Raw genomic sequence first — 17,476 nt, 5'->3', positions numbered from 1 at the left:
GGTACGACTTATGTCACGCCATGATCAGCTTGGCGCGCGGCATTCGAAGCTGGCTGCGCTTTCGATGCTGCCGGTGCCCTTGTAGATGGCTTCTTTCGGATAGCTGCACAACGGACGGGTGCGGCCAGGCCATGGCGCACCTGCCGCGGCACGCGCGGTGGCGGTCATGGTGTCGGGTGCAGCGCCTTGCTCGACCCACTTCACCAGCGCACCGAACGCATCGAACTGGTCGGTGCCATAGCTGCCGCCACTGCAATGCGCCATGCCCGGGACCGCGAACAGCCTGGCGCTTTCCGCTGCGTTGTCGCTGCCGTAGCGCGCCTGCACCTTGCGGTAATAGGCTTCGATGTCCGGGAACGAGAACGCCGGGTCGGCGGTGCCATTGAACATCAGCAGCTTGCCGCCGCGCGCCTTGAAGGCGTCGAGGTTGGGCGATTCGGCGTTGGTGAAGGACTCGGCCGACACGGTGTAGATCGGCGTGGTGGCGCGCGTCTTGGCGTATTCGGCGTCGACATTGGCTGTCAGCGAATAGCCGTACAGGTCTGGCGTCACCGTGGGCGGCGACGTGTAGATGTGCGACAGCTCGCCCGCGAAGATGCTGAGCAGCGCATTGTTGGGCGACCGGCTGCCCAGGAACCAGGTGCGCCATGCGCCCGCATCGGCAATGCCCGGATCGAACGACCACCGTTCATAGATCTGCGCGCCGGTGGACGTCTTGGCGCCGGCAAAGATCTGCTTGACGACAGCGGCCTTGGCAGGCGTCAGGCAGTCCGTGGTCTGGCCGGCCGTGCACGCCCATGCTGCCGGGTCAGGCTGGCATGCGCTGAGCTTGCTGACGATGCCGTCGGTGGCGCCATCCAGCGCATCGCAACTTTGCAGGATGCGATTGCTGATGCTCTTGAGGTCGGTGTCGGTCAGGGACTGGCTGATGTCGGGGCGTCCATCGGCGCCGGTTGGCGCAATGGTTGCCAGCAGTTGGGTCTGGTAGACCGACCCTTGCACGGCGGCCTGCGTCAGGCGGAAACCCGGTGCCGCGGCAACGATGCCGTCGAACAAGGTGGGGTAGCGCTGCGCGGCGATCATGGCCTGGCGGCCGCCGTTCGAGCAGCCCACGAAGTAGGACTTGTCCGGCGCCTTGCCATAGAAGTTGTTGATCAATTGCTTGGCGGCGGCGGTGACTTGCGGCACCTGCTGATCCCCGTATTCCAGACGCGCCTGCGGGTCCACGGCAAACAGATAGGATCCGTTGGCTACGCCCGTTTCGGCTCGATGGCCCGAGTCCGTGGTGACGACGGCATACCCGTCCAGCAAGGCATTGCGCGTATTGCCGCCAGCCGGGTAGGCACCGGTCGCAACAAACAGGGTGCCGTCGACGCCGCTGCCGCCCTGGTAATAGAAACGGCTGTTCCACGTGACGGGCAATCGCAGTTCGAAGCCCAATGCATAGGGCTTGTTGTCGATGCCGGTGCGCGCATTCATGGCGCCGCGCGCCAGGCAATGATCGGGAAAGGACGACGCGGTGACGGTGCCCGCCGTGGCCGCCACGAATTCGGCGGTGGTGACCGTTCCGCCCGGAACGGCACGGCCGACGAGGGCCGAGCAGGATTGAGTGAAGGTGGGGGAGGGGGCCGGCGCGTCATCATCGTCGCCGGAACATGCCGACAGCGTGACGACCATACCGACGCCGAGTCCGACGCCAACGGCGGACCGAACAACTTCGTGCAGAGCGTGTTTCATTTCCATCCTTGCGCAGGTTGATAGAACGAAAAGCCATGGGGAGTGCGCCATGCCAGTGCCGGCCCTGCGCCAAAGCGATGCGTGTTCGGGCGCGATGGGCCGTGCTGGGGCGTTAAGTGGCCTCTGAACAACTCATGAAGTGGCCGCTACATGAACGGCAAGCTTGAAAAGCAAGGGGTGTGCCATGGCGCGCGTTGGCGGCGCTTCCGGCAACCCGTGCACGGCTTGGGTAAAATCGTCGCTGCCCGCAGGCTTTGCGGGCAATGTTCAAAGGAATGGCATGGCGTGGATCATCCTCGTGCTCGCGGGACTGCTCGAGATCGTATGGGCCATCGGCCTCAAATACACCGAAGGGTTCACCCGGTTGTGGCCCAGTGTCGGCACGCTTGCAGCCATGGCGGCCAGCGTGGGCTTGTTGGGCGTGGCAATGCGGACCTTGCCGGTCGGCACGTCGTATGCCGTCTGGGTGGGCGTCGGCGCCGTGGGCACCGTCATTCTTGGCATGGTGCTGTTCGCCGAACCGGCCACCCCGGGCCGCCTCGTCAGCGTGGCGCTGATCGTGGCCGGCATCATCGGCCTGAAGCTGGCGAGCTGACGGGATGGATTCGATACGTGAAGGTGCAGCGGGCGGGGACGTCGTGGTGGGTGGCGCGCCGATCGGCGTCTATGACTCTGGCGTGGGCGGGCTGAGCGTGCTGCCGGCGATTCGCGAACTGCTGCCGGCCGATGACCTGATCTATATCGCCGACGCCGGCCATCTGCCCTACGGCGAGAAGTCGCCGTTCTATGTGGTGGAGCGGGCATGGCGGATCAGCGACTATTTCCTGTCGCGCGGCGTCAAGGCAATCGCCATTCCGTGCAATACCGCAACCGCTGCCGCAGCGGCGGTCTTGCGCGACAAGCACACCGACCTGCCCATCATCGGCATTGAACCCGCGGTCAAGCCGGCGGCACGCCTGACGCGGTCCGGGGTGATCGGGGTGCTGGCCACGACCGGCACCTTACTCAGCGCCAAGTTCCAGCAGTTGGTGCGCCGCGAAGCGCCCGGCAAGCAAGTGCTGCTCAAAGCCTGTCCGGGCTGGGTCGACCTGGTGGAGCAGGGCGCATCACCGGAAGACGCGCGGCGTATCGTGTTCGAACCGATCGACGACCTTCTGGCGCAGGGCGCCGATGTGCTGGTGCTGGGCTGCACGCATTTTCCGTTTCTGGTGGACCTGGTGCGCGAGCGCGTCGGCCCGGACTTTCCGGTACTGGAAACCGGGTTGCCGTTTGCGTTGGAACTGCGGCGGCAACTGCTGGCGCGTGAGCCCGGCGCCGCAGCGGCGGCGGGGATGTCGTCAGCGCTGTCGTCAGCGGTGTCGCCGGGCCTGTCGTTGGCGGCGGCGTCATCGGTCCGGGCGGCTGTGACGCCCCTGCGCCAGGCCTCGGGCGCGGCCGGCCGCATCGAAATGTGGACCAGCGGCGATCCCACGGTCGTGCAATCGCGTGTCGACCGGCTCATGCCGGGACTGGCTCCCGTCCGCCGCCTGCCCGAACCCTATTGTTGAACCCCCGCCGCGATGCGCTGCAATGCGTCCGAATGCACCCGATTGCGCCCGTCCATCGGGACCTGAGTATCCATGAGGGCTCATCCGTACCGCGGCGCGCAATGATCGAATCAGAGTATCCTCACGCGCTTGACCCCCGGATTCCGCAATGAAAAAAACTGACCTCGAAAAGAACAAGGCCCTGAAGATCATGGGCGCCATGAAGCAGTCGAACCTGCCCGACCGCTTTGGCACGGGCGCGTCGGCCGCTGGCACCGCGGTCGATCGCCGCACCCAGCGCAAGATGGACCAGGAACAGGGACTGATTTCGTTCCCCGTCAAGATTCCCGCCACGCTCGCGCAAGAAATCCGCGAGAAGTCGCAGGCCGACGGCGTGTCGGTCAACGACCTGGTCGCGCAACTGCTGGAAAAAGGGCTGGGACGCTGATCGCCGACAGGCCGGCGCCCTGGACGCACACGACACTCTGGAGGACTTATGTCATTGGAGCAGCATTACACCGCCATCCTCGAGGGCCTGGGCGAAGACCCGACCCGCGAGGGCCTGCACGGCACGCCCAAGCGGGCGGCCAAGGCCATGCAGTATCTCTGCCAGGGATACTCGCAGAACCTCGATGAGATCGTGAACGGCGCGCTGTTCACATCCGACACCAGCGAGATGGTGCTGGTGAAGAACATCGAGCTGTACTCGCTGTGCGAGCACCATCTGCTGCCGTTCATCGGCAAGGCGCATGTTGCCTATCTGCCCAACGGCAAGGTGCTGGGGCTGTCCAAGGTGGCGCGCATCGTCGACATGTTTGCCCGCCGCCTGCAGATCCAGGAAAACCTGAGCCGCCAGATCGCCGAAGCGGTCCAGCAGGTCACGGGCGCCATGGGCGTTGCCGTGGTGATCGAAGCGCAGCACATGTGCATGATGATGCGCGGCGTCGAAAAACAGAATTCGTCCATGGTCAGCTCGGTCATGCTCGGCGAATTCCGGAACAACCCGGCCACCCGCGCCGAATTGCTGCACCTGATCGGCTGATCGGCTGATCGACCCGGCCTTGCCTGGGGCCGCCCGTTCCAGGGGGGCCTGCCCAGACGGGCCTGCCCAGGCGGGGCCCGACAGGGTCGCCGCAGCAAGGGCTGCGCGTCCCTGCCCTGGCGCGAGTCCTTACCCGTCGGCCGCATCGGCTTGCCGGCCCCGCGCCGGACTCTCTCCCTCTCTCCCTCGCGTCGACCCTTGCCCCTCCTGGCACCGGGTCTGCACCAACACCGTGCCATTTCCGCCTTCCAGGACGCGCCAGCGCGGTGCGTCTTGCGCCGCGCGGTCGCTCCTCCCTACGTAACGCCCTGCATGGCCCGACATTTGCTTAGTTAAGCTAGTGGTTTACCCCACTCGCGCTTCCAAAATCGAGGCGCTATATTTTTACCCTTGTTCCGTATATGAGATGGGGTTTCGTATTTAAAACGCGATTCAACTGTCTTTCAGGCGTTTCACACAGGCCAGCCCTCATGAACGAAATCGAATTCCGCAAGGTCGGCAAACGCTTTATCGATCGCCAGACCTCGGAGCCGCGTGCTGCGGTCACCAATGTCAACCTGTCCATTCGCCGCGGCGAAGTGGTCTCCCTTATCGGCCCGTCGGGCTGTGGCAAAAGTACCTTGCTGAACATGGGCGCCGGTCTCTACCTGCCCAGCGAAGGCGAGGTCTACATTGGCGGCGAACTCGTCACCAAGCCGGTCCGCAAGGTCGCCTTCATGTTGCAGAAAGACCTGCTCATGCCCTGGCGCACCATCCGGTCCAACGTTGAACTCGGCATGGAAATCGACGGCGCCCCGGCGGCCCAGCGTCACGCCGTGGCGGAAGAACTGCTGGCCAAGTGCCATCTGAAAGGCTACGAACACCATTACCCGTATCAGCTGTCGGGCGGCATGCGTCAGCGCGCCGCCCTGGCTCGCACCCTGGCGGTGGATCCCCAGGTGCTGCTGCTGGACGAGCCGTTTTCGGCGCTCGATGCGCAGACCAAGATGGTCTTGCAGCAGGATCTGGCCAAGATGCTGTTCGAAAAGCAGAAGACCGCGCTGTTCATTACGCACGATCTGGTCGAAGCCATTGCGCTGTCGGACCGCCTGCTGGTGATGAGCGAGCGTCCGGGCACCATCATCGAAGAAATCAAGATCGACCTGCCGTTCCGCGACAACCCGCTGGAACGCCGCAAGCTGCCCGAGATCGGCCCGCTGCAAGGCCGCCTGATGGAATTGCTGAAGGTCGGCAAGGAAAGCGCCGAACTGCATTGAACCGGTGGTCTTGAACCGACTGCCCTGATTCGACCGCATCGAATTGATCCCGAATTTCCTCGTCACGCTGCACACGCCCGTCTCTACAGGAATCCCTCATGAAAAACGTTTTCGCCTCGTTCAGCTTCAATCTTGCCGTGGTCGCCCTGGCCGCCATCGCGCCGCTGTCCGCGCACGCCGCGCCGGAAGAAGTGACCTACCTGCTGCCCGCTCCCCCAAATTCGCCCGCTTTCGCGCCCTGGATGATCGCGCAAAAGAAGGGCTACTACGCCGATGAAAACCTGAAGGTCACGTTCGTGGCCGGCAAGGGCGGCGTCGATGTGGCCAAGCAGATCGGTGCGGGCAATGCCGTGATTGGCGGCGCCATCGGCGACACGCCGATCATCGTGCGCGCCAACGGCGTGCCGGTGAAAGCGGTGGCCGTACTTGGCGCCGGTTCGCTCACGCTGCTGACGGTCAAGAAGGGCAGCCCGATCAAGTCGGCCGCCGACCTGAAGGGCAAGACCATGACGGTCATGGCCTACACCGACACCACTTACTACGCGTTGCTGGGCACGCTGCGCAAGTACAACCTGAACAAGAATGACCTGAACATCCAGGCCGCTGGCCCGGCCGGCGTGTGGCAGCTGTTTGCCGCAGGCAAGGCCGAAGCCATGGCCGGGGTGCCGGACTGGGTGGTCGATGCCAACGAAGCGTCGGGCGGCAACGTCGAACTGCTGCCGGTGGCCGACAACTTCAAGAGCATGGCGCAGGCCATCCTGGCGTCCGACGAGACCATCAAGAAGAACCCGGAACTGATCAAGCGCCTGGTGCGCGCCACCCTGCGCGGCATGCAGGACATCATGCAGGACCCGAAGGCTGCGGCCATGACCTACACCGAAGCCGTGCCGGCCTACAAGGGCAAGGAAGCGAACATCGAAAAGGTGTTTGCCCTGTACAACCAGTACGTCTACGCCAACCAGAAGCCGTTGGGCCAGATGGATCCGGCGCGTCTGGACACGGTGCAGAAGTTCTACGTGTCGGAAGGCGTCGTGGCCAAGGCCACGCCGATCAATGACCTGTACACCAACCAGTTTGTCGGAGTGGCGCGGTAATGTCTGTCTCAGTTGAAACCGCGGCGGTGCCCGTCGCGGGCGGCGCTGCCGTCGGCACGCCGTCCACCCGCCGTCCGGGCGCATGGCAAAAGAAGCTGCCCACCGTGCTTGGCAGCCTGCTTGTCCTGGTCGTCTTCCTGGCCGCGTGGGAATGGGGTCCGGCTGCCATGGGCATGCCGGAATTCATCCTGCCCAAGTTCTCGCGCGTGGTGCAGGAATCGGTGTTGATGTGGAACACCAGCGACTTGCTCATGCACTTTGGCATCACCGCGTTCGAAGTGTTCGTCGGCTTCCTGCTGGGCGCCTTGCTGGGCCTGGCGGTTGGTGTGGTGCTGGGCCTGTCGCCCACGACCGAATCGATCTTCTCGCCGTACATCCTGGCATTGCAGATCGCACCGAAAGTGGCCTTTGCACCGCTGTTCGTCATGTGGCTGGGTTACACCATCTACCCGAAGATCCTGGTGGCCGTGCTGATCGTGTTCTTCCCGGTCATGATCAACGTGCTGTCGGCAGTCCGCACGGTCGACCCCGACCTGGTGAACCTGGTCCGCACGCTCAATGCGGGACGTGTCCAGATCTTCCGTCTGGTGGAATTCCCGTCGGCCATGCCGGCGCTGTTTTCCGGCTTGCGGATCGCGTCGACGCTGGCAGTCATTGGCGTGACCGTGGGTGAGCTGGTTGGCGGCAACATGGGCCTGGGCTACCTGCTTGTCGATGGGGAAGGCCAGGGCAATACGTCGGCGGTGTTCGTCGCGATCGCCGCGCTGACGCTGATCGGTATCGTGGCGTATGCTGGGGTCGTGTGGGCGGAAAAGCGCGTGCTGCACTACATGCCGCGTGCCGCAACGTCTACGGTGTAACGCCGTTTTTTACCCCTCGCAGTTTTTCTGGAAGTGAACGTGAATTCGACAGTCAGCAATAACCTTCTCGCGGGTCGCCGCATCCTGGTCACAGGCGCCGCACGCGGCCTCGGATTCGAGTTTGCCGTGGCGCTGGCCAAGGCCGGCGCCAAGGTGGTGATGGCCGACATCCTGGCCGACCTGCTCGCAAGCTCGGTCCAGCGTCTGCAGGCCGACGGCCTGGACGTCTTCGGCGTGACCGTCGACCTGGCCGACCAGGCATCCATCAAGCAATGCGCCGACCAATCGGTGGCATGGCTTGGTGCCCTGGATGGCCTCGTCAACAACGCCGCCATCACCAATTCCGGTGGCAAGACGGCGTTCGAACTGGACCCGAAGGTGTGGGACCTGGTCATGAACGTGAACGTGCGCGGCACCTGGTTGATGACGACCGCCTGCCACGAAGCGCTCAAGGCATCCGGCCGCGGCGCCGTGGTGAATCTGGCGTCCGACACGGCGTTGTGGGGCGCGCCCAACCTGCTGGCCTACGTGGCAAGCAAGGGCGCCGTCACCGCCATGACCAAGTCGCTGGCCCGCGAATTCGGTCCCGACAACATCACCGTGAACGCCATCGCGCCGGGGCTGACCCTGGTCGAAGCCACGGAATATGTGCCGGAACATCGCCACAAGCTCTATCACGACCAGCGCGCGCTGAGCCGTGAGCAGGTGCCTGCGGACGTGAGCGGCGCCGTGGTGTTCGCACTGTCGGATCTGTCGCGCTTCGTGACCGGTCAGTTGCTGCCGGTCAATGGCGGCTTCGTGATGAACTGATCGCCGCTTGCTGGCGATGCTAAGAAAAAGCCTTGCCGGCTTGTAGTGCGGCAAGGTTTTTTTTATGCCTGCGCGGTCGGCAACGGCGACGTTTCCGTCAGCCGGATCATTTCAACCGCCAGTTGAGCGATCAAGGCATCCCGCTGTGCGCGGGCTTCAGGCACGCTCCACACGTTGACCACTTCCTGCGGATCGTTTGTCAGGTCGTAGCACTCGCACGCGGCCTCGTCTTCCGACAGGGTCAGCCGCCACGCGCCATTGAACAAGGTGCGAACACGAAAGCGGGCGGGGCGGTCGAACAGGAATTGCATGGGTTCGTTCTCGACCACCACGCCGGCACGGGCAGGCGAAGTGGTGGCATCGCCCGCCAGCCACGGCAGCAGGTTCACGCCCTGGATGCCGTTATAGGGCGCGAGGCCCACCCGGGCCAGGATGGTCTGCGCCAGGTCCAGCGTGCTGGCGACTTCCGGCATAGCCTGGCCGCGGCGAGACGCCGGCAGCGCCGGATCGCGCCAGACGAACGGCACCTGGGCCACGCTGCGGTAGTGCAGGGGACCCTTCAGCATGATGCCGTGATCCCCCATCATTTCGCCATGGTCCGACGTGAAGATGATGACCGTGTCGTCGGCAATGCCCAGCCGGTCCAGCGTTTTCATGACCGACCCGATCGCGTCATCGACCAGGCTGATCATGCCGTAGGTCAGCGCAATCATTTCCTTGCATTCGCGTTCGTCCACCGAAAAGGGCGCGTAGGCCTCCCGGTTGCCGCCGGCTTGCGTGTACCGGTGCACCGCCGCCAGCAAGGCGGGCTTGTCTTCCTGATGAAAGGACGCGGGCAGCGCCATTGCATCGGGGTCGTACATGTCCCAGTACTTGCCGGGCGGCGTCAGTGGGTGATGGGGATCCGGGAACGAACACTGGATGTAGAACGGCGCCGCGTCGGGACGGGACACGTGATCTTCGATCCAGCCCGATGTCTGTTCCGCCACGAAGGTGGTCGGGTACAGTTCCACCGGCACTTTGGTGCGCCAGGCCTGTGGCGCGCAATAGCGGTCGTCGGGCGTGGCGTTCGCGCGGCCACGCAGGCTGTCCGGGTCGGGGTGACGCGTGGCCAGCCAGCGCGCATAGTCCCCCTGCACCTGGTCCGCATGCAGCGTGCACAGGGTGACGTGGTTAAAACCATAGAAAGGCGTTTCGACGCCGTGATCGGGCGACTGCTTCCACAGGGGCGTCCATTCGTTTTCGTACTCGGGGCCCCGACGCGGATCCTTGTGCGCATCGCGCAGCGCGTCCGGGGGCGGCGTGCCGCCGTTCAGGTTCTCCCAGCCGCGCTTGTTGGGATTGTCGTAGCCAAAATTCTGCAGATGCGACTTGCCGAACAGGGCGGTCGCATAGCCTGCGTCGCGCAGCAGCTCAACAAAGGTCGTGTGCTGGCGCGACAGCGGGATGCCGTTGTGCAGCACCCCATGCAAGGACGGCATGCGCCCCGTCATCAGTGTGGCGCGATTCGACATGCAGGTCGTGCTGGCCACATAGAACTGGTCACCGCGCACGCCGTCGGCGGCAAGCGCGTCCAGGTGCGGGGTGCGCAGTACCGTGTTTCCCGCAAAGCCGACATGATCGGCGCGCTGCTGATCGGTAATGAACAGGATGACGTTGGGACGCTTGCCGGGATTCATGACGGTCAGTCCGCGGTGATGTTGAACTCTTTGACCACCTTGCCGGTGGTGTCGTATTCCAGCTTGGCGGCGCGCGCCAGATCTTGCGGCGTGCCGCCGACCGGCACTTCCCACGTGGTCTTCAGGCGCGCGATCATGTCGGGCTGCTGCAGCACGGCGTTGATCTCGGCATTCAGCTTGTCGATCACGGCAGCAGGCGTGTCCTTGGGCGCAAACACGCCATACCACGCATTGACCGCCACGTTGGGGATGCCTTGCTCGGCCAGCGTCGGCAGATTAGGCATCAGCGGGCTGCGCTGCGCTTCGGCGGTACCCAGCGCGACCAGACGGCCCGATTCAATGTGCTGGCCCAAGGCGCCCAGCGCGCCGTAGGTCACTTTCACATGACCGGCCAGCACGTCGGAAATCGCCGGGGCAATGCCCTTGTACGGAGCGTGCAGCATGTCCACGCCCGCCGACTTCTTGAACAGTTCGCCGGCAATGTGCATGGGCGATCCGTTGCCCGCGCTGGCATAGGCCAAGCCAGGTTCCTTCTTGACCAGGGCCACCAGGTCCTTGGCATTCTTGACGCCCAGCGACGGGTTGGCCACCATCACCATCACGCCCTTGGTCGGCTGGATCACCGGGGCCAGGTCCTTCAGCACGTCGATCTGGCTGCCGGCGCCCTTGGGCAGCACGTGCGGCGCGCTGAACACCGTATTGGGCGACAGCATCAGCGTGTAGCCATCGGGCGTGGCGCGGGCCACGGCGGCGGCGCCGATCATGCCGCTGGCACCCGGACGGTTTTCGACCACCACGGGCTGGCCCAGGCGGGTCGCCAGCTTTTCACCCAGCGAACGGGCCAGCACATCCGGGCCGCCGCCTGGCGGATTCGGAACGATGATGACGATGGGCTTGCTGGGAAACGGGGTTGCCGCGGTAGCCTGGGCGGACGCCAGGGGCGCAACGGCCGCAAGGCCCAGGGCACACAGGGCGTTCAGCACGAAGAAGGGAGGGCGCATGATGGATTTCCGGAGGCAGGCGAATCGAACAAGGGCGCCAGGGCAATGCCCCTGACGATGGCTTTCTGCGATGCGGCGGCAAGCCGCGGCGCACGTAACGATTGTTCACTGCCATCCCCCGGGGCTCAACCGCCGCAACACCTTAATGAGGTATCGATCGTCTCGTTTCGGGTAGACGAAAGGCACCGCGACGCCCACAATCGGTCAGAATCTTTCACTTTGCGCAGGAGGTCTGCCGTGGATGTCCTGAGCGATGTACTGGCTGCCTGCCGCGTGGAAGGCGCTGTCACCGGCCGCTTCACCTTGTCGGCGCCCTGGGCCCTGGCGTCTGCCGGCGTCGACGGCGCCATGTTCCGCGTCGGCCGGGGCGAACCCTGGTGGCTCGCGGTGGACGGCGATTCCCCCGTGCGCGTCGATCCGGGCGACCTGGTGCTGCTGCCCCACGGCAGTCCGCACATCCAGATGTCGTCCCCCGATGTGGACGTTGCGCCTATCAACCTGGCGCAGGTGTTGCACGACACCGGGGTGGCCGATCGCCTGCATACGCCGTTGGTGTTCGCATCGGGCGGCGGTGGCGCGGTCACCGATCTGTTCTCGGGCATCGTGCTCTTTCGCGAAACGCAGCGCAACCCCGTGCTGCGGATGCTGCCGAAAATGATCCGCATCCGCGCCGCCGACATGTCCGTCGCGCCGTGCCTGGGCCCCATGACCGAAATGTTCGTGGAAGAAAGCCTGACCTGCCGCCCCGGCTGGAAAATCACCGCCGCGCGCATGGCCGACCTTTTGTTCGTGCACATGTTGCGCGCCTATCTGCTGACGCATTCCGGCGCCGGCCATGACTGGTTTCGCGGGCTCAGCGATCCCAAGATCGGCAAGGCGCTGATGCTGATCCATAACGATCCCCGCGCGCCATGGACCGTCGAATCACTGGCCGAAGCGGTGTTCATGTCGCGCTCGCGGTTCAGTGCGCGATTTCGTGAACTGGTAGGGGAGTCGCCCATCTCGTATCTGGCGAGCCGGCGCATGGGGATTGCCGCCGAGCGCCTGGCGCTGGGCTACCTGCGCATGAGCGATGTGGCCGAAGAAGCCGGTTATGGATCCGACAAGGTGTTCGCCCGGGCGTTTCGGCGCTGGTGCGGCATGACGCCGACGGAATACCTGAAGAGCCGCGGCGTGGAACGAGTTGGGGAAGATGCGGGCTAGGGAGTCCGGCGGAGCATCTCTGGCGCCTCCACCGACTGAGCGAGGCGTTCCCCGGGCGGCCGAAGTATGATCCCGCTTCGATCGCTAGGAACGATGCAACTTGGTATGACCACGAAAGCAAAGATGTCGGACGACGCCCAGGACAAATACCTGGTGCCCGCACTGGAACGCGGCCTGCTGCTGCTCAGCGAGTTCAATCACAACGACCGCCAATTGTCGGCCCCCGAACTGGCGCGCCGCCTGAACCTGCCACGGTCCACCGTCTTTCGCCTGTTGATGACGCTGGAGTCCATGGGCTTCGTGCAGCGCACCGAAGGCGGCCACGATTATCGGCTGGGGCTGTCCGTCTTGCGCCTCGGCTTCGAATACCTGGCCTCGCTGGAATTGACGGAACTGGGGGCGCCGCTGCTTGAACGCCTGCGCACCGACATCGGCTTTTCATGCAACCTGGTCGTGCGGGACGGCCGGTCCATCGTCTACGTGGCCAAGTCCAGCGCCTCCACGCCGTTCACCAGCACGGTCAACGTCGGCACACGCCTGCCCGCGCACGCCACGGTGCTTGGCCGCGTGCTGCTCGAAGACCTGACCCTGCCCGAACTGCGCGAACTGTTTCCCGAAGAACATCTGGAAAGCTACTCGTCCAGCACCCCGACCACCGTCCTGGAATTGTTCGAGCTGGTGCAGCAGGACAAGGAACGCGGCTTCGTGCTGCAGGAAGCATTTTTTGAAGCGCGGGTGTCCACCATCGCCGCCCCCGTACGCGATCACACCGGCCGCATCGTGGCCGCGCTGGGCGCCACCATTCCGTCGTCGCGCTTCGAACCCGAACGGCTGGATGACATCCTGACCAGCGTACGCAGCACCGCGTACGAATTGTCCCGACTGTTGAACTACTCGCCTTCCAAGGGCGCGGCGGCGGGCAAGGTCGTCAACCTGTGGCGGGAATAACCCCGCCGGACCGTGTCGTCGTCATTGGCGCCGGTCCCGCAGGGTTGATGGCAGCCGAAACGCTCGCGCAGGCCGGGCACGCTGTGGACGTCTACGACGCCATGCCATCCGTCGCACGCAAGTTCCTGCTGGCCGGCAAGGGCGGCATGAACATCACGCATTCTGAGCCGCTGCCCGCGTTCATCGGACGGTACGGTCCGCGTGCGGCGCAGCTTGATCCCCTGATTCGCGACTTTGATCCGGACACGTTGCGTGCGTGGATCGAGGGGCTGGGCGTGGGCACTTTTGTCGGGTCGTCCGGACGCGTGTTCCCCACCGATATGAAGGCCGCGCCCTTGTTACGCGCGTGGATGCAGCGGCTGCGAGACGCCGGCGTGCGGTTTCACATGCGGCACCGATGGGTAGGGTGGGATGAGACCGGCGCGCTGCGGTTCGTGGTCGGCGGCGCGGTAGCGGCGGTGCGGGCGGCGGCGGGCGGTGCGGGTGTTGGGGGCGATGCTGACGCTGTGTCCGGTGCAAATGCTGTGGGCAGCCTTGTCGCCCGTGCTGATGCAGACGTCCCGGAGGGCGCTGCAAGGCCTGTTGCGAGCGCTGATGCTGCTGCGGCTGCATCGGTCGGCCGGCCGGGAAACGAGGTTTGCGTCCACGCCGCGGCCACCGTGCTGGCCTTGGGCGGCGCGAGCTGGCCGCGGCTGGGTTCCGATGGCGCATGGGTGCCCCTGCTGTCCGCCATCGGCACGCAGGTCGCCCCGCTACAGCCCGCCAACTGCGGCTTCGACATTCGCTGGACACCGTTCTTTTCCGATAAGTTTGCGGGCGCGCCGCTGCGCGCCATCACCGCCCAGGTGACGGACGCGCACGGCGTCACGCACACGCGCACTGGCGAGTGCATCGTGACCGCCACCGGCATCGAAGGCGGGCTCATCTATGCGTTATCGGCCGCGCTGCGTGACACCATCGCCACGGGTGGATCCGCCACCTTGACGATCGACCTTGCACCCGGACTGTCGCTGGAACGTGTGCTGGACGAGATCCAGTGGCCACGCGGTTCAAAGTCCATGGCCAACCACCTTCGCAGCCGAGTCCGCATCGAAGGCGTCAAAGCAGGCTTGTTGAGGGAAGCGCTGGATGCCGACAGCTTTGCCGATCCGCAGCGGCTGGCCCGGACCATCAAGGCGTTGCCCTTGACGCTGATCGCGCCGCGCCCGATCGCCGAAGCTATCAGCACGGCCGGTGGCGTCGCGTTCGAATCGCTGGACGCGCGCGGCATGCTGGCCGCCCGGCCCGGCGTGTTCTGCGCCGGCGAAATGCTGGACTGGGAAGCCCCCACGGGCGGTTATCTTCTGACCGCGTGCCTTGCCAGCGGCCGCGCAGCGGGGAAGGGCGCCGCAGCCTGGTTGGCCAGTGCCGCGCGCGGCAAGGCGGAACGTTGAATCCGGCGCGTGGTGCCAAGCACGTGGCACCACGCACGTAGCATCATGCACGTAGCACCACGCACGTAGCACCACGCACGTAGCATCATGCACGTAGCACCACGCACGTCGCTCCATGCACGTAGCACCCTGTACGTAGCACCATGCACGTAGCACCACGCACCGAGCCCCCACCACAGCCGCCTTGAAACAGCCGCTGTAACGGGTGCAACCCACGATCACCTTCGCGGTGCTTGACCTTGCCACGGTGATAAGGTAGATCCTGAAGAATCACGCTATCAGGAGAACATCCATGTTGTCATTGCAAGTCGAAGGCATGTCCTGCGGACACTGCGTCAAAGCCGTTACCGAAGCCGTCCAGGAAATCTCTCCGGGCGCCAAGGTTGACGTTGATCTGACTACCGGCAAGGTGCAAGTCGATGGCGCCGACGACGCCGCCGCGGTATCGCACGCGATCACCGAAGCCGGGTACACGGTCAAGGGCTAGGTACCGGCAGGCGCGCGGGGCAGCGCGGGGCAGCATGACCGCTCCGCTCAGCCCCCTGGTCCCGGGGCAGGTGCCGCCGTAGGGCGTCGCTATTCAGGTTGCTGCGACGCTTCAAGGACTGCGCCTCAGCACCAGCCTCAACACCAGAGCCTCACCAGCAGCGCCTCAACACCATCCCCTTCAACACCATCCCCTTCAACACCATCCCCTTCAACACCATCGCGCCGCGATCGTCCCGCCCGCCCGCCTGACTCCTTCCTCCCTACTGATCGGCGAACTTCAATTCGCCCTGCACCTGCTCAGGCGCCAGGTCCGCCGGGTCATCCCCCGGCCGTGACAGCGCCCCGATCCGTACGCCCAACAGTCGCAAGCGCTGATCCAGCGGCACACGCCGCAGACATTCCCCCGCCGCCCGCCGTATCGTCGCCGCATCCCCCGTCGGGACAGGCAGCGTCACGTCCCGCGTCACCGTATGGAAATCCGCGTAGCGCAGCTTGATGCCGATGGTTTTGCCTACGTAGCCCTTGCGCTTCAAGTCTTCCGCGACCTTCGTACACAGCGCGGTAAAGATGCCCGACAGCGCGTCGCGGTCCTGCCGAGCATGCAGGTTGCGCTCGAACGTGGTTTCGCGGCTGACGGATTTTGGTTCCGACCGTGTCTCGACAGGCCGGTCATCAATGCCGTGCGCAGCTTCGTGCAGCCACGCCGAATAGCTGCGGCCAAAATGTTCCTGCAGAAAGCCCAGATCGGCATGGGCCAGTTCGGTCACGGTCCGGATGCCCAGGCTGGCAAGCTTCTCGTTCGACTTGGGGCCGATCCCGTTGATCTTGCGCACCGGCAACGGCCCGATGCGCACGGGAATGTCGTCGTGGCTCAGGATCGTCAGCCCGTTGGGCTTTTCCAGGTCGGAGCAGATCTTGGCCAGCAGCTTGTTTGGGGCCACCCCGATCGAACAGGACAGCCCGGTGGCTTCCTTCACGGCATCTTTCAGCCGGGAAGCCAGGGGCAGGGTGTCGTCGGGCTCTTCGCTCAGGTCGATGTAGATTTCATCGATCCCGCGGTCCTCGATGTGCGGCACGATGCTGGTCACCGCCGCCTTGAACAGTTTCGAGTAATGCCGGTAGGCATCAAAGTCCGCTGGCAGCAGCACGGCCTCGGGCGCCAGTTGCGCCGCTTTCATGATGCCCATGGCCGAAAAGACGCCCAGGGCCCGCGCTTCGTAGGTCGACGTCGTCACCACGCCCCGTCCTGCGTAGGTCCGCAGCGTCGTGAAGCGCCGCACCCCGTCGTCGCCGGTCTGGGGCTGCGCGGTCGAGCGCCCGCCAATGACCACCGGCCGTCCACGCAATTCCGGGTAGCGCAGCAGTTCGACAGAGGCATAAAAGGCATCCATGTCCAGATGCGCGATACGACGAGCTTTCATGTGCAAGATAGTAGCCGCTCGCGCCGCAACGGCGTCCCGGGCACTGCGCCGCGCGCATGTCGCAAGAAGTTAGCGGACAATGCGCGTTTCTGCGGCACTAGGGTCGGATGCAAGGCATGAACAAAATCAGCGGTCTGGTAATCACATTCAACGAGTCCAGGAATATCGTCGACTGCATTCGCTCGCTCAAGCGGGTGTGCGACGACGTGGTGGTCGTGGACTCGCTCAGCGCCGATGACACCGTGGCCCTGGCCGAAGCCGAAGGCGCGACCGTTATCCGGCAGCCCTTTCTGGGCGACGGCCCGCAGCGCACCGCGGGCCTGCCGTACTGCCGGCACGACTGGGTGCTGAACCTGGATGCCGACGAACGCCTGGAAGACGACCTGGCGGACTGGCTGGCGCGCACCGACCTGGACGCCTTGCCCGCGGACGCCGTCGAGTCGCGGCGGCGCAACTTTGTCGGGGACCGGACCACGCGCCACGCCGGGCAATATCCGGATTATGTGCTGCGCATCTTCAACCGGCAGCGGGCGGATTTCAAACCGGTGGTTGCCCATTCGCGGATCCAGGCCGGGCGCGTGATCCGCAACGAAGGCCACATCACGCATTACTCCTACCGGGACTACGCGGACATCTTTAACCGCGCCTGCCTGTATGCAAACTGGATGGCCAAGGACCTGGCGGCCAGCAGCAAGCCGGTGCATGGCTGGCATCCCATGCTGCACGGCACGTCGGCCTTCCTCAAACATTACGTCATCAAGACCGGTTTCCTTGCCGGCCTCGACGGCTTGACCCTGTCGCTGGGCAAAGCGTTGGCCTCGTACCTCAAATATGCCAGGGCCCTGGAGATACGTCGCGCCATCAGGTAAATGCGTTAGAATCTAAGTCTTTGATTTCTCTGGACTATTGATTCGTGCGATGCATTGCAGCAGATCGGCGGACCCCCCAACCATGACCAATACGGACACGAACAAAGT

At 64.7% G+C, this 17,476-nt stretch carries 17 protein-coding genes; 13 read left to right on the top strand and 4 right to left on the bottom strand.

Features of this window, described 5'->3' with window-relative positions; all coding sequences use genetic code 11:
* Positions 1-24: 24 nt before the first annotated feature.
* Positions 25-1,737 carry a tannase/feruloyl esterase family alpha/beta hydrolase gene (locus tag HD883_RS09675; RefSeq protein ID WP_179586052.1) on the bottom strand — a complete coding sequence of 571 codons (1,713 nt, stop codon included), beginning with the start codon at positions 1,735-1,737 and terminating at the stop codon, positions 25-27.
* 280 nt (positions 1,738-2,017) lie between these two features.
* Between HD883_RS09675 and sugE the strand changes: the two genes are divergently transcribed.
* The 8 genes from sugE (at position 2,018) to HD883_RS09635 (ending at position 8,325) form a co-directional block, all read left to right on the top strand.
* The gene (sugE, locus tag HD883_RS09670; protein WP_179586055.1) at positions 2,018-2,332 is read left to right on the top strand and encodes a quaternary ammonium compound efflux SMR transporter SugE; all 315 of its coding nucleotides are present in this window, start codon (positions 2,018-2,020) and stop codon (positions 2,330-2,332) included.
* Positions 2,333-2,336: 4 nt separating this feature from the next.
* Positions 2,337-3,284 (top strand): glutamate racemase, encoded by a 948-nt coding sequence (gene murI / locus HD883_RS09665; RefSeq protein ID WP_218863178.1) that lies wholly within the window; start codon positions 2,337-2,339, stop codon positions 3,282-3,284.
* A 148-nt stretch (positions 3,285-3,432) separates the two neighbouring features.
* Complete coding sequence (locus tag HD883_RS09660) at positions 3,433-3,711, top strand: hypothetical protein (RefSeq protein ID WP_179586057.1); 279 nt, start codon at positions 3,433-3,435, stop codon at positions 3,709-3,711.
* A gap of 48 nt (positions 3,712-3,759) precedes the next feature.
* Positions 3,760-4,305: a GTP cyclohydrolase I FolE gene (folE, locus tag HD883_RS09655; protein WP_179586059.1), complete on the top strand. Its 546-nt coding sequence runs from the start codon at positions 3,760-3,762 to the stop codon at positions 4,303-4,305.
* 470 nt (positions 4,306-4,775) lie between these two features.
* The gene (locus tag HD883_RS09650; RefSeq protein ID WP_218863180.1) at positions 4,776-5,561 is read left to right on the top strand and encodes an ABC transporter ATP-binding protein; all 786 of its coding nucleotides are present in this window, start codon (positions 4,776-4,778) and stop codon (positions 5,559-5,561) included.
* A gap of 98 nt (positions 5,562-5,659) precedes the next feature.
* Positions 5,660-6,655 (top strand): ABC transporter substrate-binding protein, encoded by a 996-nt coding sequence (locus tag HD883_RS09645; protein WP_179586063.1) that lies wholly within the window; start codon positions 5,660-5,662, stop codon positions 6,653-6,655.
* Positions 6,655-7,515 (top strand): ABC transporter permease, encoded by an 861-nt coding sequence (locus HD883_RS09640; protein WP_179586065.1) that lies wholly within the window; start codon positions 6,655-6,657, stop codon positions 7,513-7,515. The genes HD883_RS09645 and HD883_RS09640 overlap by 1 nt, the downstream gene beginning before the upstream one ends.
* 33 nt (positions 7,516-7,548) lie before the next feature.
* A complete protein-coding gene (locus HD883_RS09635) occupies positions 7,549-8,325 on the top strand; it encodes an SDR family oxidoreductase (RefSeq protein ID WP_373563337.1) in 777 nt (258 codons plus the stop codon).
* Positions 8,326-8,387: 62 nt separating this feature from the next.
* Here HD883_RS09635 and HD883_RS09630 read toward each other — a convergent pair whose 3' ends face one another.
* On the bottom strand, positions 8,388-10,004 hold the full coding sequence (locus HD883_RS09630; protein ID WP_179586069.1) for a sulfatase family protein: 1,617 nt from the start codon (positions 10,002-10,004) through the stop codon (positions 8,388-8,390).
* A gap of 5 nt (positions 10,005-10,009) precedes the next feature.
* On the bottom strand, positions 10,010-11,005 hold the full coding sequence (locus tag HD883_RS09625) for a Bug family tripartite tricarboxylate transporter substrate binding protein (RefSeq protein ID WP_179586071.1): 996 nt from the start codon (positions 11,003-11,005) through the stop codon (positions 10,010-10,012).
* A gap of 237 nt (positions 11,006-11,242) precedes the next feature.
* Between HD883_RS09625 and HD883_RS09620 the strand changes: the two genes are divergently transcribed.
* From HD883_RS09620 to HD883_RS09600, 4 genes are all read left to right on the top strand, one after another.
* Positions 11,243-12,208 carry an AraC family transcriptional regulator gene (locus tag HD883_RS09620; RefSeq protein ID WP_373563336.1) on the top strand — a complete coding sequence of 322 codons (966 nt, stop codon included), beginning with the start codon at positions 11,243-11,245 and terminating at the stop codon, positions 12,206-12,208.
* Between the two features lie 105 nt (positions 12,209-12,313).
* Positions 12,314-13,156: an IclR family transcriptional regulator gene (locus tag HD883_RS09615; protein ID WP_179586073.1), complete on the top strand. Its 843-nt coding sequence runs from the start codon at positions 12,314-12,316 to the stop codon at positions 13,154-13,156.
* Positions 13,144-14,589, top strand: coding sequence for a TIGR03862 family flavoprotein (locus HD883_RS27680; RefSeq protein ID WP_373563335.1), 1,446 nt, complete (start codon positions 13,144-13,146; stop codon positions 14,587-14,589). The genes HD883_RS09615 and HD883_RS27680 overlap by 13 nt, the downstream gene beginning before the upstream one ends.
* A 292-nt stretch (positions 14,590-14,881) precedes the next feature.
* Entirely contained in the window at positions 14,882-15,076 is a 195-nt protein-coding gene (locus tag HD883_RS09600) for a heavy-metal-associated domain-containing protein (protein WP_179586075.1), read from the top strand.
* 262 nt (positions 15,077-15,338) lie between these two features.
* Here the strand turns inward: HD883_RS09600 and dinB are convergent, their stop codons facing one another.
* Complete coding sequence (gene dinB, locus HD883_RS09595; RefSeq protein WP_179586077.1) at positions 15,339-16,499, bottom strand: DNA polymerase IV; 1,161 nt, start codon at positions 16,497-16,499, stop codon at positions 15,339-15,341.
* A gap of 116 nt (positions 16,500-16,615) precedes the next feature.
* Here dinB and HD883_RS09590 point away from each other — a divergent pair, with 116 nt between their 5' ends.
* A complete protein-coding gene (locus tag HD883_RS09590) occupies positions 16,616-17,368 on the top strand; it encodes a glycosyltransferase family 2 protein (RefSeq protein ID WP_179586079.1) in 753 nt (250 codons plus the stop codon).
* The last annotated feature ends 108 nt before the right edge of the window (positions 17,369-17,476 follow it).

The organism is Pigmentiphaga litoralis (assembly GCF_013408655.1).
Taxonomy (GTDB): domain Bacteria; phylum Pseudomonadota; class Gammaproteobacteria; order Burkholderiales; family Burkholderiaceae_B; genus Pigmentiphaga; species Pigmentiphaga litoralis_A.
This window is presented reverse-complemented; position numbering and strand designations above follow the sequence as displayed.